The organism is Apibacter sp. B3706, assembly GCF_011082725.1.
GTDB lineage: Bacteria > Bacteroidota > Bacteroidia > Flavobacteriales > Weeksellaceae > Apibacter.
This window is the reverse complement of record NZ_CP049715.1, coordinates 1,922,383-1,935,529: the sequence shown is the minus strand read 5'-3', so window position 1 is coordinate 1,935,529 and position 13,147 is coordinate 1,922,383. Positions and strand designations below refer to the sequence as shown.

Genomic DNA, 13,147 nt, shown 5'->3' with positions numbered 1-13,147 from the left:
TTCATAGTAATAATTAACCGTAAATAAAAATAATACAATGGCAACAATAACATTAAAAGGAAATGAAGTCCATACATTGGGAAACCTACCATCAATAGGAAGTAAGGCTCCAGATTTTATATTAGTGGATACGGATTTATCAGAAAAAAAATTATCGGATTATACAGGAAAAAGAGTTGTTTTAAACATATTTCCAAGTGTGGATACAGACACATGCGCTATGTCTGTCAGAGAATTTAATGAAAAAGTATCTGAAATGAAAAACACTGTGGTTTTATGTATTTCAAAAGACCTTCCTTTTGCTCAAAAACGTTTTTGTGCCGCAGAAGGTTTAGATAATGTTATCCCGCTTTCTGCCTTTCGTTCAGATTTTGGTAAGGTATATAATTTAGAATTTGCTGATGGCTCGTTAAAAGGATTACTTAGCAGAGCAGTACTTGTTCTTAATGAGTCAGGAGAAATTATTTATGAAGAACAAATAGCTGAAACTACTCATGAGCCTAATTATGAAAAAGTAACAGCTATATTAAAATAAAAAATTTATCAAGAAAAAGAAATGCCTTGTATTTTTCAAATATGAGGCATTTATATTTTTATCTAATTTCTCAAAATGAAAGATTAGTATGATAATTGAGAATATTAATTTTTTGAATTCTATGTAAAGTAAATAAAGGTACTAACTGTTGAAATAGTAACCAAAATTTATATTTTAAAAAAAATATGGTAAATTCTAAAAAAGTACTAAAGTTTTTATAAAACGTTAAATGTATAATGAGAAATTAAACCGATAATTTCAATAAAATTATAACTTTTTGTTAAAAAAAATAAAACATGAGAAATTTCAACATAAAATAACTCTTTGAGATATAAATAGTTTTTACATTTACAATTTAAAAAAAGTATAACAAAAAAAATTATAAAATCATGAGCAGAAAATTTCCAGCAGGAGTAGCAACCGGTTCGCTAGTAAAAGAAATATTCGATTATGCTAAAGAAAATCAGTTTGCTTTACCGGCATGTAACGTTATAGGGTCTAGCAATGTAAATGCAGCTCTTGAAACAGCTGTTAGAGTAAATGCTCCATTAATTATACAATTTTCAAACGGAGGATCTCAATTTAATGCAGGCAAAGGATATAAAAACTCTTCCCTTAGAGCAGATGTTTTAGGGGCTATAGCTGGAGCAAAACATGTCCATACGTTGGCAGAAGCCTATGGGGCAACTGTAATATTACATACAGATCACTGTGCAAAAAAATTATTACCTTGGGTTGACGGTTTATTAGATGCTTGTGAAGAATTCCATAAAAAAGAAGGAAAAACACTATACTCTTCACACATGCTAGATCTTTCAGAAGAGCCCTTAGATGAAAATTTAGCAATCTCTTCTAAATATTTTGAAAGAATGGCAAAATTAGGAATGACCCTAGAAGTTGAAATAGGGATAACAGGTGGAGAAGAAGACGGAGTTGACAATTCAGATATAGAAAGCTCAAAATTATATACACAACCTGAGGATGTTTATAAAACGTATAAAGCATTAAGCGCAATAAGTCCTAATTTTACTATTGCAGCAGCATTTGGTAATGTACATGGAGTATATAAACCGGGAAATGTTAAATTAGAGCCTAAAATACTTCACAACTCACAAGAATACGTTCAAAAACAAGTGGGCGGACCTTCAAAACCGATTAATTTTGTATTTCATGGAGGATCAGGTTCTTCCTTGTTAGATATAAGAGAAGCCATAAGCTACGGAGTAGTTAAAATGAATATTGATACAGATTTACAATTTGCTTATACCGAAGGGGCTAGAGATTATGTAGAAAAAAATATTGATTATTTAAGAACTCAAGTAGGAAATCCAACCGGAGATGAAGCACCTAATAAGAAATTCTATGATCCAAGAGTTTGGATGAGAAAATGTGAAGAAGGATTCTCAAAAAGATTGGAAAAAGCTTTTGAAGATTTAAATAATATCAATACATTATAGTAAAAAAATATAAATTTTATTTATAAAAAATGAAAGCACCTTTATTTGAGGTGCTTTTTTTGTATATTTGGAAAAAAGAGAGTATGAAAAATTATCTAATAGTATCAACATTACTAGCGTCCATTTCAATCGTTCTTGCTGCATATTTTTTAGGTAATTCTTACCAAAAAAGAAATCAATCCAATACAATAACAGTAAAAGGATTAGGCACAAAAGATTTTGAATCTGATTTAATAGTATGGAAAGCCGATTTTTCAAAGAAAAATCTCGATTTAAAACAAGCCTATGCCGAATTAGATGCAGATAGAAAAAAAGTAAGAGAATATCTGATTTCCAAAGGATTTTCCGATAAAGAAATAGTTTTTTCCTCAGTAGAAATAAGTAAACAATATGATAGTAGATACAAAGAAGGAATAAATCAAAATATATTTACAGGGTATGAATTAAATCAAACCATAACCATAGAATCTAAAAATGTGAAAAAAGTAGAAGATCTTTCCCGTCAAATTACAGAATTGATTAATAACGGAGTAGAACTCTATTCCCGATCGCCTTTATATTACTATACTAAATTATCTGATTTAAAAATACAGATGATTTCAGATGCAACCAAAGATGCAAAAAAAAGAGCAGAAGAAATAGCAATTAACGCCGGTTGTAAATTAGGCAAATTAAAGAATGCCAATCAAGGGGTTTTTCAAATAACTGCTCAAAATTCATCTGAAGATGATTACTCTTGGGGAGGAGCATTTAATGTATCATCCAAGAAAAAAACAGCAAGCATTACCATTCGTTTAGAATATGAAATTAAATAATAACTACGATATAAATTAAAATGGTACATAAATTATTTCAACCGTTTACATCAAAAAAACTGTCATTAAAAAACAGAATAGTCATGGCGCCTATGACCCGATCATTTGCTTATGATGGAATACCCGGAAAACAAATAGCTGATTATTATCAAAGAAGAGCACAGGCCGAAGTGGGCTTAATTATAACAGAAGGAACCGTTGTTCGCAGGGCGGCATCTTCCAATGACCCCAATATACCTGTATTTTATGGAGAACAAGCCTTAGAAGGTTGGAAAAAGGTGGTTGAAGAAGTTCATGCTAAAGGTGGTAAAATAGCTCCGCAACTTTGGCATATGGGAATAATACCGGCCCATAAAAACTGGAAACCATCAGAGCCTTTTGAGGGACCATCCGGGCTATTAAATCCGGAAACAAAAGCCGGAAAAGAAATGAGCGAAAATGATATTGAAAATACAATTGAGGCTTTTGCAGAAGCAGCTTACCAAACCAAAAAAATTGGTTTTGATGCCCTGGAACTGCATGGAGCGCACGGATATTTGATCGATCAATTTTTTTGGGATAAGCTCAATAAAAGAAATGATATATGGGGAGGAGCTACCCTGGCCGAAAGGAGTCGTTTTGCCATTGAAGTTGTAAAAGCGGTTCGAAATGCGGTAGGAGAAGATTTTCCTATAATTTTACGCTTATCACAATGGAAACAACAAGATTATTCCGCTAAATTGGCAAAGACACCGGAAGAAATGGAAGAATGGTTACTACCGTTATCAGATGCCGGAGTTGATATTTTTCATTGCTCACAACGAAGATTTTGGGAACCCGAATTTGAAAATTCTGATTTAAATTTTGCAGGATGGGCAAAAAAAATAACGGGCAAACCTTCCATAAGTGTTGGATCTGTGGGGCTCACCGGAGATTTCTTAGGCGCATTCAAAGGACAAAGTTTTGAGGCTTCTGATAATTTTCTTAACGAATTAAATAGAAGATTAGATGCAGGCGAATTTGATTTAATAGCAGTAGGAAGAGCGTTACTTGCAGATCCTGAATGGGTATTAAAAATTAAAAATGGAAACTTATCTGAATTTAAAGGATTTTCTAAAGATCAACTTAAAGAATTATACTAATAAAAACATAAAATAGTAGTAAAATAAAAACAAAAACCAAGTTTTAATTTTTATTTATTTTAATAAAGAAATAAAAGCAAAGGTTTTTTATCTTTGTATATATAAGTTCTTTACTTAATTTCTTTATCAACAAGAATAAGGTGCTGTGTAAAAACGACTTAATAGGGAATCATGTGTGAATCATGAGCTGACGCGCAACTGTAAGTAACCTAAAAAAAATTTTATCAATAAAAACCATTGCCGATTTAAACGGTGAGAAGGTAGATAAAATGTTATAAGCCAGGAGACCTGCCTATTCTTAATTGACAATGCTTTCGCGAGTAAAAGCAAGATCACAAAAAATATAATTTGACTACAAGAAACTTTAAGATCATTAGAATAATTAGTTTACTTGTATGTCAAAAATTGTTTTGAAATTTGATTTTATTTAACAAAGAAAGAGAGCATTGTGAAGTTTAGCAATAAGAGCTTTTTATAATATAATCGTTTAAAAAGTTATAAAAATGCAAACACACAATCTTGGCTATCCGCGTATTGGTAGTGACAGAGAACTTAAAAAAGCCTGTGAAAAATATTGGGCAGGTAAAGCGTCAGTCGAAGAACTGATGATAACAAGTAAAGATATCCGGCACCAAAACTGGGTAACTCAACAAAAATTAGGGATTGATTGGATCCCATCTAATGATTTTTCTTATTACGATCAGGTACTTGATATGTCACTAATGGTCGGAGCTATCCCTAAAAGATATAATAAGGTAATACTGGATAAATCAAATACAGAATTAGACTTATATTTTGCCATGGCCAGAGGACATCAAAAAGAAGGCATTGATATAAAAGCCATGGAAATGACCAAATGGTTAGATACCAATTATCATTACATTGTCCCTGAATTTGAAAGTAATCAGAAATTTTCCTTGTTTTCAACAAAAATTATTGATGAATATTTAGAAGCTAAAAATGCGGGAATCCATACAAAGCCGGTTATAATAGGCCCTGTATCTTATTTGTTGTTGGGAAAAGAAAAAGAGGAAAACTTCAATAAGCTGGATTTACTAAAAAATATTCTTCCTGTCTATATAGAAATCCTAAATAAATTAAAGGCAGAAGGTGTTGAATGGGTGCAGTTTGATGAGCCTTTCTTAACTTTGGATTTGGATGAAAAAGCGAAAGACTCCTTCCAATATGCCTATAAAGAAATACATAAACAATTTCCTTATATAAATAAAATACTAACTACCTATTTTGACGGATTGAAAGACAATTTAGCACTTGCTTTTAATCTACCCGTACAAGCATTACATATAGATTTGGTACGTTGTCCGGAACAATTAGATGAAGTTTTAGATAAAATTCCGGAAAAACTTATCCTTTCTTTAGGGATCGTTGATGGAAGAAATATATGGAAAAATGATTTTGAAAAATCTTTGAAACTTATTCAAAAAGCTGTTTCCAAAATTGGTAAAGACCGAATTTTAATAGCTCCTTCTTGTTCACTTCTTCATAGTCCGGTTGACTTGGAATTGGAAACAGATACAAAAGCCCTTTCATCGGAAATTAAAAATTGGTTGGCTTTTGCAAAACAGAAAATCGATGAAGTAGTAACCTTAAAAAAGCTTGCGTCTAAAGAAGATTCCCCGGATTTACAAAAAAAATTACAGGAAAATATAGCGGCTGCAACCAGCAGAAAAACATCAGCTTTAATACATAACGAAAAAGTAAAAGAAAAAATAAGGAATATTGAAAAAGTAGAAGATAAAAGAAATTCCGTATTTTCAGAACGAAAGAAAAAACAATCTGAAGCCTTGCAGTTGCCTTTATTTGCAACAACTACGATCGGCTCATTTCCTCAAACATCCGAAGTCAGAAGTTGGAGATCTAAACTAAAAAAAGGATTGATAACACCTTTAGAATATGAAGAGCTGATTAAAAAGGAAATTGAAAAAACAATACGATTCCAAGAAAAAATAGGTATAGATGTATTGGTTCACGGGGAGTTTGAACGAAACGACATGGTGGAATATTTTGGAGAACAATTAGAAGGAGTTGCATTTTCCAAAAACGGATGGGTACAAAGTTATGGAAGCCGTTGTGTGAAACCACCCATCATTTATGGCGATATATTCAGGCCTAATCCTATGACTGTGAAATGGTCTTCCTATGCACAATCGTTAACAAATAAAAATGTAAAAGGTATGTTGACCGGACCGGTAACTATATTGCAATGGAGTTTTGTACGAGACGATCAACCGAGAAAAGATACCTGTTTCCAAATTGCATTAGCCATTAGAGAAGAAGTAGTAGACTTGGAAAAAGCGGGAATACGAATTATTCAAATAGATGAACCGGCCATAAGAGAAGGGCTGCCGTTACGAAAAAAAGATTGGCAAACCTATTTAGAGTGGGCTATAAAAGCATTTAGAATTGCATCCTGTGGGGTAAAAGATCAAACACAAATTCATACTCATATGTGTTATTCTGAATTTAATGATATCATTCAAAACATAGCAGATATGGATGCGGATGTAATTACCATAGAATGCTCTAAGTCAGATATGAAGTTGTTAAACATTTTTTCAGAATTTAAATACCCTAACGATATTGGTCCGGGTGTTTATGATATACACTCTCCGAGAATACCGTCCAAAAATGAAATGGTTTCCTTATTGAAAAAAGCAATTAAAAGTATACCGGTAGAGCAATTGTGGATTAACCCGGATTGCGGACTAAAGACAAGAGGATGGGAAGAAACAGAAAAAGCATTAATCGAAATGGTAGGAGCAGCAACAGAAATGCGAGAACAATACTAAACGATCTTTTTAGTATCGGTCGGTATAATACGTATAAATGTTTTAAATATGATCGTAACTTCTCAAAAGTTTTTTAAACAAAGGGTTAGAATGTTTTGAAAATTTAATAGATATTAGAGTTCGATAAATTAAAACTTAAAATTGATTTATTAAAAGAAAATCATAATTGTCTAAGTAATATTTTAATTTTAAATAGCTAAAATAGGATAAGAAACAAAAGTTGATTATACATTTTATGTGTTAGGAATAAGCTGAAAGCATTAAGCTTTCAGCTTATTTTCATTTTATTATAATATTATATGTATATATTTCTTTAAAATAAAATAAGAAACATTTTGATAATTATACATTAATGTATTAAATTAATTTATATTTTTGTATATAACACTAAATTACAAATATAGAATATCATGGATTTAAAAAATGCAGTTTTCGGAAGCTTCAATATATATGATAACATATTTATATCGATAAAATTAGTAGTAGCATTTATCGCCGTTTTAATTTACATTAAATTAGTAGGAAGAACCATTTTAAACCAAGTTTCCGGAATTGATCTAATTCAGAATATAGTCTTAGGGGGCTTGGTAGGTGGAATTATATATAATCCGAATATTTCTATTATGGAATTTGCCTTAGTGTTGTTTATTTGGACATTCATTGTATATTTAATAGCATTTCTCACAAAAAAATATAGTCGTTTAAGAGGGTTAGTAGAAGGTCCTATTATACCTTTAGTATTAAAAGGAAAATTTAATATAGAAGGATTTAAAAAAGCAAAGATTGATATAATGACTTATGCCAGTGTACTAAAAAATAATGGTATATACGATATATCTAAAGTATATTTTGCTCAAATGGAACAAGACGGTTCCATTACCGCATTTACAGATGATTATGATAAATACGCAGTCTTACTGGTTATTGATGGCAAAATTAACCATGTCTATTTAGAAGGAATTGATAAAACAGAAGATTGGCTAAAAAATGAATTACGAAAACAAGGATATGATGATGTATCTAAAATTTTCATTGCACAGTGGTCTCCGAATAAATTTTTTATTGTACCAAAAAGTCAAGATTATAAATTGAAGGTTAATGATTAAAACTATTACCTGATTTTAATCTCAAAAAACTTCTCATTTTCAATAAAACCTTCCAAAAAATCATTTTCATTAAGCTTTGAAACTCCCGATGGCGTTCCGGTAAAAATAATATCGCCCATTTTTAAAGTGAAATATTGAGAAATATATGAGATGAGGTAATCAAATGAAAAAATCATTTCTGAAGTATTTCCTTTTTGCTGAATATTGCCGTTTTTCACTAAAGAAAAATTCAAATTATCTAAATTAAACTTCTCTTTACTTACAAAATTTCCAATTAAAGCAGATCGATCGAAAGCCTTGGATTTTTCCCAGGGAAGCCCTTTTTCTTTTAATCGATCTTGTAAATCTCTAGCAGTAAAATCAATGCCAAGTCCAATTTCAGAGTAATAATTTCCGGCAAATTCCGGTTGAATGTATTTCCCAACTTTAGAAATTTTTATAAGAACCTCTACTTCATGCTGAAGGTTTTCAGTGAATTCTGGAATATACCAATCATCACCGGGTCTGGCTAAAGCGGTATCCGGTTTAATAAATAAAACCGGATCTTTAGGTATTTCATTGTTTAATTCTTTCGCGTGATTGCTATAATTTCTTCCTACACAGATAAATTTCATAAAACACTTTTTAATTTTGCTCTTGTAAAAATTTTTTTCGAATATAAAGGAAAATCAGCATTCATTAACCAGGAATAATATCCTAAATCACTTAAAAACACATTTTTCAATTTTTTACCTTTATATTTTCCAAAATTGAAAACCTCGTCTTCATCCTTATCTATTCCAACAAATCCTGCCAAATCAGCATTTTTATTTTGCATGGTAAACTCATGAAGGAATTTCACATCGTTTTGAATATCCTCATATTTTTCAAGTTGAGCCTTTAATATTTCATACGTAGCATAAGTATCTGCAGAAGCAGAATGAGCATTTTCTAAATTCTTATCGCAATAAAATTTATAAGCTGCGGAAAGATTCCTGGGCTCCATTTTATGAAAGATTACTTGAACATCAATCGGGCGGTGTTTTTTTATGTCAAATTCAAACCCGTTTCGCAAAAGTTCTTCCGCAAGTAATGGGATATCGAATCGGTTGGAATTATATCCTGAAAGATCAGAATCTTTAATCATTTCGAGAACCTGAGGAGCAATTTCTTTAAAAGTAGGAGCATCGACAATATCTTTATCATAAATTCCATGAATTAAAGACGATTCTTTTGGAATTGGAATTTCAGGATTAACTCTCCAAGTTTTACTCTCTTTTGATTGGTCAGGGTTTACTTTAAATATACTAATTTCAACTATCCGGTCTTTGCTGATATTTATTCCGGTAGTTTCAAGATCGAAAAAGCAGATTGATTTATGTAGTTTTAGTTCCATTTGAAATAATTTTTTTTCGAAATATAATTGATAAAATTAAGTAAATTAATATAAGTATTGGTATAGCTGATATTTTAAGGAAAATTAATAATACTATGCAAATTATAAGGAAAGAGTATACAAGAGAATTATCTTTCCAGGTTAAGTTTTTAAATTTAAAAGCCAATAAGGGAATATTGGCAACCAGTAAATAACTTGATAAGGCAGTAATGAATAATAGAAACCAAGAATTATCCAATAATAAATACGTATGATTTTGATGTAAATAGTATAATGAAAATATCAAGATAGTATTTGCAGGAGTAGGCAATCCTTTAAAATAATAACTTTGTTCCTCATCTAAATTAAATTTAGCAAGACGCAGAGCGGAAAATAAAGTAATCAACAATCCAAAAAATGGAAATAAAACGATGTATTTATTATGTATAAATCCGTTTGAAAACGTACTTATACGAGAATAAAAATCATCTCCTCCCAACATGGTAAACATAAATAAGCCGGGCAATACGCCAAACGTTACAATATCTGCCAAACTATCAAGTTCCTTACCAAAAGGTCCGGAAACCTTTGCAAGACGGGCGGCAAAACCATCGAAAAAATCAAAAATCAAAGAACATAAAAGCAGGATTAAAATATATTCAATGGGAGCTTTTATTATAGTTAAAATACACGCAATGCTACCACAAAGTAAATTAGCAAGAGTTAGTGTATTAGGAAGATATTTCATTTTCTCAGGTATTTATGAATAATGTATTGTTAAATACAAAGCAAATTAAGTTATAAAAGTAATAATTATTTTTAAAAATCCGAGGCAGCGCAAGTAATAAATAACGGTTTTCAACGTTTATACGATAGTTTGTTTATACAAAAAAATACTATTTGTTGAAAGGGAAAATTTTAAAAAAAATTACTTTAAGCTTCATCATTTGGGCTGTTCATTTTAATATAAATCTTCATGCGCAAGCATTTAGAAAGTATTCAAATGAATTTCTAAATATAGGAGCAGATGCTCGTGCATTTGGGATGGGAAATTCAGTGATAGCTAGTGTATCGGATGTAAATGCAGGATATTGGAATCCGGCAGGGTTGACGGAAGTCAGAGATGCTTGGCAAGGAGCTTTGATGCATGCAGAATATTTTCAATCCATCGCCAAATATGAATATGCTGCGGCAGCAATTCCTTTAAACAGTGGAACGGAAGGAACGTTTGGTTTTTCACTCTACCGATTTGCGGTTGATGATATTATGAATACTACTCAATTGATCGATAATCAAGGGAATATAGATTACAATAAAATAAGTCGATTTTCAACGGCAGATTATGCTTTTATGGCCTCCTATGCCGGTAATTTATTCAATGACCCTAATCTTTCAATAGGAGCAAATGCAAAAATAGTATATAGGCATATCGGTAAATTTGCCAATGCATTCGGTTTTGGATTAGACGCGGGATTACAATATCGAACCCAAGACCAATTTTATTTTGGAATTATGGCTAGAGATATAACAACCACTTTTAATGCTTGGTCCGTAAATGAAAAAAAATTAAATAAATTAGAATTAGACGGAGAAACACTTAATGAAGCGCCTAAAGATAAAATAGAGTTAACCATGCCTAAATTAAAATTAGGCGCAGCCAAAAAATTCGATTTAAATGATAAATTCGGGCTGTTGGCTGAGTTAGATTTAAATTTTGAATTTGATAAAAATAATGATTGGCTTTCATCAGAAGCGTTAAGTATGTCCCCATCTTTAGGGATAGAATTAGATTATGATCATGTGGTTTTTGTACGAGCGGGTTTAAATAATATGCAATATGAAACCCGTTTTGACGATTCAAGAAAATTAACAATTCAGCCCAATGCAGGTATAGGGTTTCGTTATAAAGGAGTAACGGTAGATTATGCACTAACTAATATCGGAAATTCTTCAGTCGCATTATATTCTAATATATTTTCAGTTAAAATCGATATGGCTGAGTTTATTAAATAATCTTATAAAATATAAAACTGTAATTATCTTATACATAGAGAGTATAATTTTATTATTTAGAAAATAAGTATTACATTTGTAAAGTTTTTGGGATTTAAAAGATTATTAAAAGCCTATCTACAAGGGCTTTTTTTTGTACTTTATTCTTAGAAAAAATAGTATAGTAAATTATTGTTAAGATTTAGTTGTTTATTAGAGGGTGTTATTATGGCATTGGAAGAGAAAGTAAATGTATTATTAGAAGAATTTCTTCAAACTAGAGCAGATTTGTTTTTAATATCTTGTAAAGTTTCTCAAACTAATAAAATAGAAGTTACCATAGACGGAGACGAAGGAGTTTCTGTGCAAGATTGTTTAGATTGCAGTAGAGCAATTGAAAATAACTTAGACAGAGAAGAAGAAGATTTTGAATTGTCAGTCTATTCTTACGGTATAACCAATCCTTTATTATATCCAAGACAGTATGTGAAAAATAAGGGAAGGGATCTACAGATTATTACTATAGAAAATAGAGAGCTAAATGGAACTATAGTTGATGCAGACGAAGAAAAAGTAGTTCTTACATGGAAGGAAAGAAGGGCTAAAGAAGTAGGTAAAGGAAAAGTAACTATAGAAGTCAAAGAAGAAATATTTTACAGCAATATAAAAAGAGCAACAATTAATATAAAATTTTAATTTAAATTAGAACGGACCGATGGATAGTATAGAGTTAATAGAATCATTTGCAGATTTTAAAGACGAGAAAAATATAGATAGAATTACTTTAATGGCAATCGTTGAAGAATCAATGAAAACCGTTTTAAGAAAGAGATATGGTTCAGATGATCATTTTGATGTTATTGTTAACCCGGATAAAGGGGACTTGGAGATATATTTAAATAGAAAAATCGTTGAAGATGAAATGTCTGAAGATGATTTGTTAGAAATAGAAATCAGTGAAGTTAGAAAAATTGATCCAAGTTTTGAAGTAGGAGAAGAATATACCCAAAAGATTGAATTAAACGAATTAGGAAGAAGAAATATTCTTGCATTCAAACAAGTATTGAACACAAAAATAGCCGAATACGATAACTCTAATTTATATGAAAAATTCAAATCAATAGAAGGAGAAATTGTAAGCGGTGAAGTCCATTATATTCGTCATAAGCAGGTTATCTTAATGGATGAAGATCAAAATGACATGATACTTCCCAAAGAAAATCAAATACCATCCGATTTCTTCAGAAAAGGAGAAACCGTAAAAGCCGTGGTAGAAGAAGTAGGCTTTAAAGGAGGAAAACCATTAATTATCCTTTCAAGAACTTCACCTAAATTTTTGGAAAAACTGTTTGAATTTGAGATTCCTGAAATATATGATGGATTAATAACCATTAAGAAAACAGTTCGTATACCGGGAGAAAAAGCCAAAGTAGCAGTAGAATCCTATGATGACAGAATAGATCCGGTAGGAGCATGTGTCGGTATGAAAGGATCTAGAATCCATTCAATTGTAAGAGAATTGAGAAATGAAAATATAGATGTAATCAGTTATACCAACAATCAGCAATTATTTATCCAAAGAGCTTTAAGTCCCGCAAAAGTATCTTCCATGGAATTAGACGAAGAAAACAAACATGCAGTAGTTTTCTTAAGACCGGAAGAAGTGTCTAAAGCGATAGGTAAAGGTGGACAAAATATTAAATTGGCTAGTTGGTTAACAGGATATGAGATTGATGTACGAAGAGATGAGCCGGAAGAAGAAGATATTGAATTGACAGAATTTTCCGATGAAATAGAAAGCTGGATTATTGAAGAATTGAAAAAAGTAGGATTAGATACAGCACGATCTGTATTAGAAAAAGATGTAAATGATTTATTAGAACTTACGGATTTAGAAGAAGAAACCATTATAGATGTGATCCGTATTTTAAAAGAAGAATTTGAAGAATAATGTAAA

The 13,147-nt window shown here is 31.0% G+C and carries 12 protein-coding genes and 1 riboswitch; of the genes, 9 read left to right on the top strand and 3 right to left on the bottom strand.

The window, feature by feature from the left end:
* Positions 1 to 37 precede the first annotated feature (37 nt).
* The 6 genes from tpx to G8C41_RS08400 all read left to right on the top strand — a co-directional run bounded on the left by tpx (position 38) and on the right by G8C41_RS08400 (position 7,844).
* A complete protein-coding gene (gene tpx / locus G8C41_RS08425) occupies positions 38 to 535 on the top strand; it encodes a thiol peroxidase (RefSeq protein ID WP_166007241.1) in 498 nt (165 codons plus the stop codon).
* Between the two features lie 389 nt (positions 536 to 924).
* Positions 925 to 1,992, top strand: coding sequence for a class II fructose-bisphosphate aldolase (gene fbaA, locus G8C41_RS08420; RefSeq protein WP_105296353.1), 1,068 nt, complete (start codon positions 925 to 927; stop codon positions 1,990 to 1,992).
* A gap of 83 nt (positions 1,993 to 2,075) precedes the next feature.
* A complete protein-coding gene (locus tag G8C41_RS08415; RefSeq protein ID WP_166007239.1) occupies positions 2,076 to 2,807 on the top strand; it encodes an SIMPL domain-containing protein in 732 nt (243 codons plus the stop codon).
* A gap of 20 nt (positions 2,808 to 2,827) precedes the next feature.
* Positions 2,828 to 3,928 carry an NADH:flavin oxidoreductase gene (locus G8C41_RS08410; protein WP_166007237.1) on the top strand — a complete coding sequence of 367 codons (1,101 nt, stop codon included), beginning with the start codon at positions 2,828 to 2,830 and terminating at the stop codon, positions 3,926 to 3,928.
* A gap of 121 nt (positions 3,929 to 4,049) precedes the next feature.
* A riboswitch (cobalamin riboswitch) is annotated at positions 4,050 to 4,239 on the top strand.
* Positions 4,240 to 4,431: 192 nt separating this feature from the next.
* Positions 4,432 to 6,738, top strand: coding sequence for a 5-methyltetrahydropteroyltriglutamate--homocysteine S-methyltransferase (gene metE, locus G8C41_RS08405; RefSeq protein WP_166007235.1), 2,307 nt, complete (start codon positions 4,432 to 4,434; stop codon positions 6,736 to 6,738).
* A gap of 410 nt (positions 6,739 to 7,148) precedes the next feature.
* Positions 7,149 to 7,844, top strand: coding sequence for a DUF421 domain-containing protein (locus G8C41_RS08400; protein WP_160542518.1), 696 nt, complete (start codon positions 7,149 to 7,151; stop codon positions 7,842 to 7,844).
* A 5-nt stretch (positions 7,845 to 7,849) separates the two neighbouring features.
* On the opposite strand, the gene G8C41_RS08395 is transcribed toward G8C41_RS08400, so the two are convergent.
* Genes G8C41_RS08395 through G8C41_RS08385 form a run of 3 tightly spaced genes read right to left on the bottom strand, consistent with a single transcriptional unit; the run spans position 7,850 to position 9,946 of the window.
* Positions 7,850 to 8,458 carry a fumarylacetoacetate hydrolase family protein gene (locus G8C41_RS08395; RefSeq protein WP_166007233.1) on the bottom strand — a complete coding sequence of 203 codons (609 nt, stop codon included), beginning with the start codon at positions 8,456 to 8,458 and terminating at the stop codon, positions 7,850 to 7,852.
* A complete protein-coding gene (locus tag G8C41_RS08390; protein ID WP_160542516.1) occupies positions 8,455 to 9,219 on the bottom strand; it encodes a 3'-5' exonuclease in 765 nt (254 codons plus the stop codon). The genes G8C41_RS08395 and G8C41_RS08390 overlap by 4 nt, the downstream gene beginning before the upstream one ends.
* Positions 9,200 to 9,946 (bottom strand): CDP-alcohol phosphatidyltransferase family protein, encoded by a 747-nt coding sequence (locus G8C41_RS08385; protein WP_160542515.1) that lies wholly within the window; start codon positions 9,944 to 9,946, stop codon positions 9,200 to 9,202. The genes G8C41_RS08390 and G8C41_RS08385 overlap by 20 nt, the downstream gene beginning before the upstream one ends.
* A 155-nt stretch (positions 9,947 to 10,101) precedes the next feature.
* Between G8C41_RS08385 and G8C41_RS08380 the strand changes: the two genes are divergently transcribed.
* The 3 genes from G8C41_RS08380 to nusA all read left to right on the top strand — a co-directional run bounded on the left by G8C41_RS08380 (position 10,102) and on the right by nusA (position 13,141).
* The gene (locus G8C41_RS08380; protein WP_185152297.1) at positions 10,102 to 11,211 is read left to right on the top strand and encodes a PorV/PorQ family protein; all 1,110 of its coding nucleotides are present in this window, start codon (positions 10,102 to 10,104) and stop codon (positions 11,209 to 11,211) included.
* A 207-nt stretch (positions 11,212 to 11,418) separates the two neighbouring features.
* Positions 11,419 to 11,886, top strand: a complete 468-nt coding sequence (rimP, locus tag G8C41_RS08375) for a ribosome assembly cofactor RimP (protein WP_160542514.1) — start codon at positions 11,419 to 11,421, stop codon at positions 11,884 to 11,886.
* 19 nt (positions 11,887 to 11,905) lie between these two features.
* Positions 11,906 to 13,141: a transcription termination factor NusA gene (nusA, locus tag G8C41_RS08370; protein WP_166007229.1), complete on the top strand. Its 1,236-nt coding sequence runs from the start codon at positions 11,906 to 11,908 to the stop codon at positions 13,139 to 13,141.
* The last annotated feature ends 6 nt before the right edge of the window (positions 13,142 to 13,147 follow it).

Excerpts from the sequence above, each read along its gene's own strand:
- G8C41_RS08410 (WP_166007237.1), top strand. The coding sequence starts at position 2,828 with ATGGTACATAAATTATTTCAACCGTTTACATCAAAAAAACTGTCATTA.
- G8C41_RS08400 (WP_160542518.1), top strand. The coding sequence starts at position 7,149 with ATGGATTTAAAAAATGCAGTTTTCGGAAGCTTCAATATATATGATAAC.
- G8C41_RS08390 (WP_160542516.1), bottom strand. The coding sequence starts at position 9,219 with ATGGAACTAAAACTACATAAATCAATCTGCTTTTTCGATCTTGAAACT.
- G8C41_RS08395 (WP_166007233.1), bottom strand. The coding sequence starts at position 8,458 with ATGAAATTTATCTGTGTAGGAAGAAATTATAGCAATCACGCGAAAGAA.
- metE (WP_166007235.1), top strand. The coding sequence starts at position 4,432 with ATGCAAACACACAATCTTGGCTATCCGCGTATTGGTAGTGACAGAGAA.
- tpx (WP_166007241.1), top strand. The coding sequence starts at position 38 with ATGGCAACAATAACATTAAAAGGAAATGAAGTCCATACATTGGGAAAC.
- fbaA (WP_105296353.1), top strand. The coding sequence starts at position 925 with ATGAGCAGAAAATTTCCAGCAGGAGTAGCAACCGGTTCGCTAGTAAAA.
- G8C41_RS08415 (WP_166007239.1), top strand. The coding sequence starts at position 2,076 with ATGAAAAATTATCTAATAGTATCAACATTACTAGCGTCCATTTCAATC.
- rimP (WP_160542514.1), top strand. The coding sequence starts at position 11,419 with ATGGCATTGGAAGAGAAAGTAAATGTATTATTAGAAGAATTTCTTCAA.
- nusA (WP_166007229.1), top strand. The coding sequence starts at position 11,906 with ATGGATAGTATAGAGTTAATAGAATCATTTGCAGATTTTAAAGACGAG.
- G8C41_RS08385 (WP_160542515.1), bottom strand. The coding sequence starts at position 9,946 with ATGAAATATCTTCCTAATACACTAACTCTTGCTAATTTACTTTGTGGT.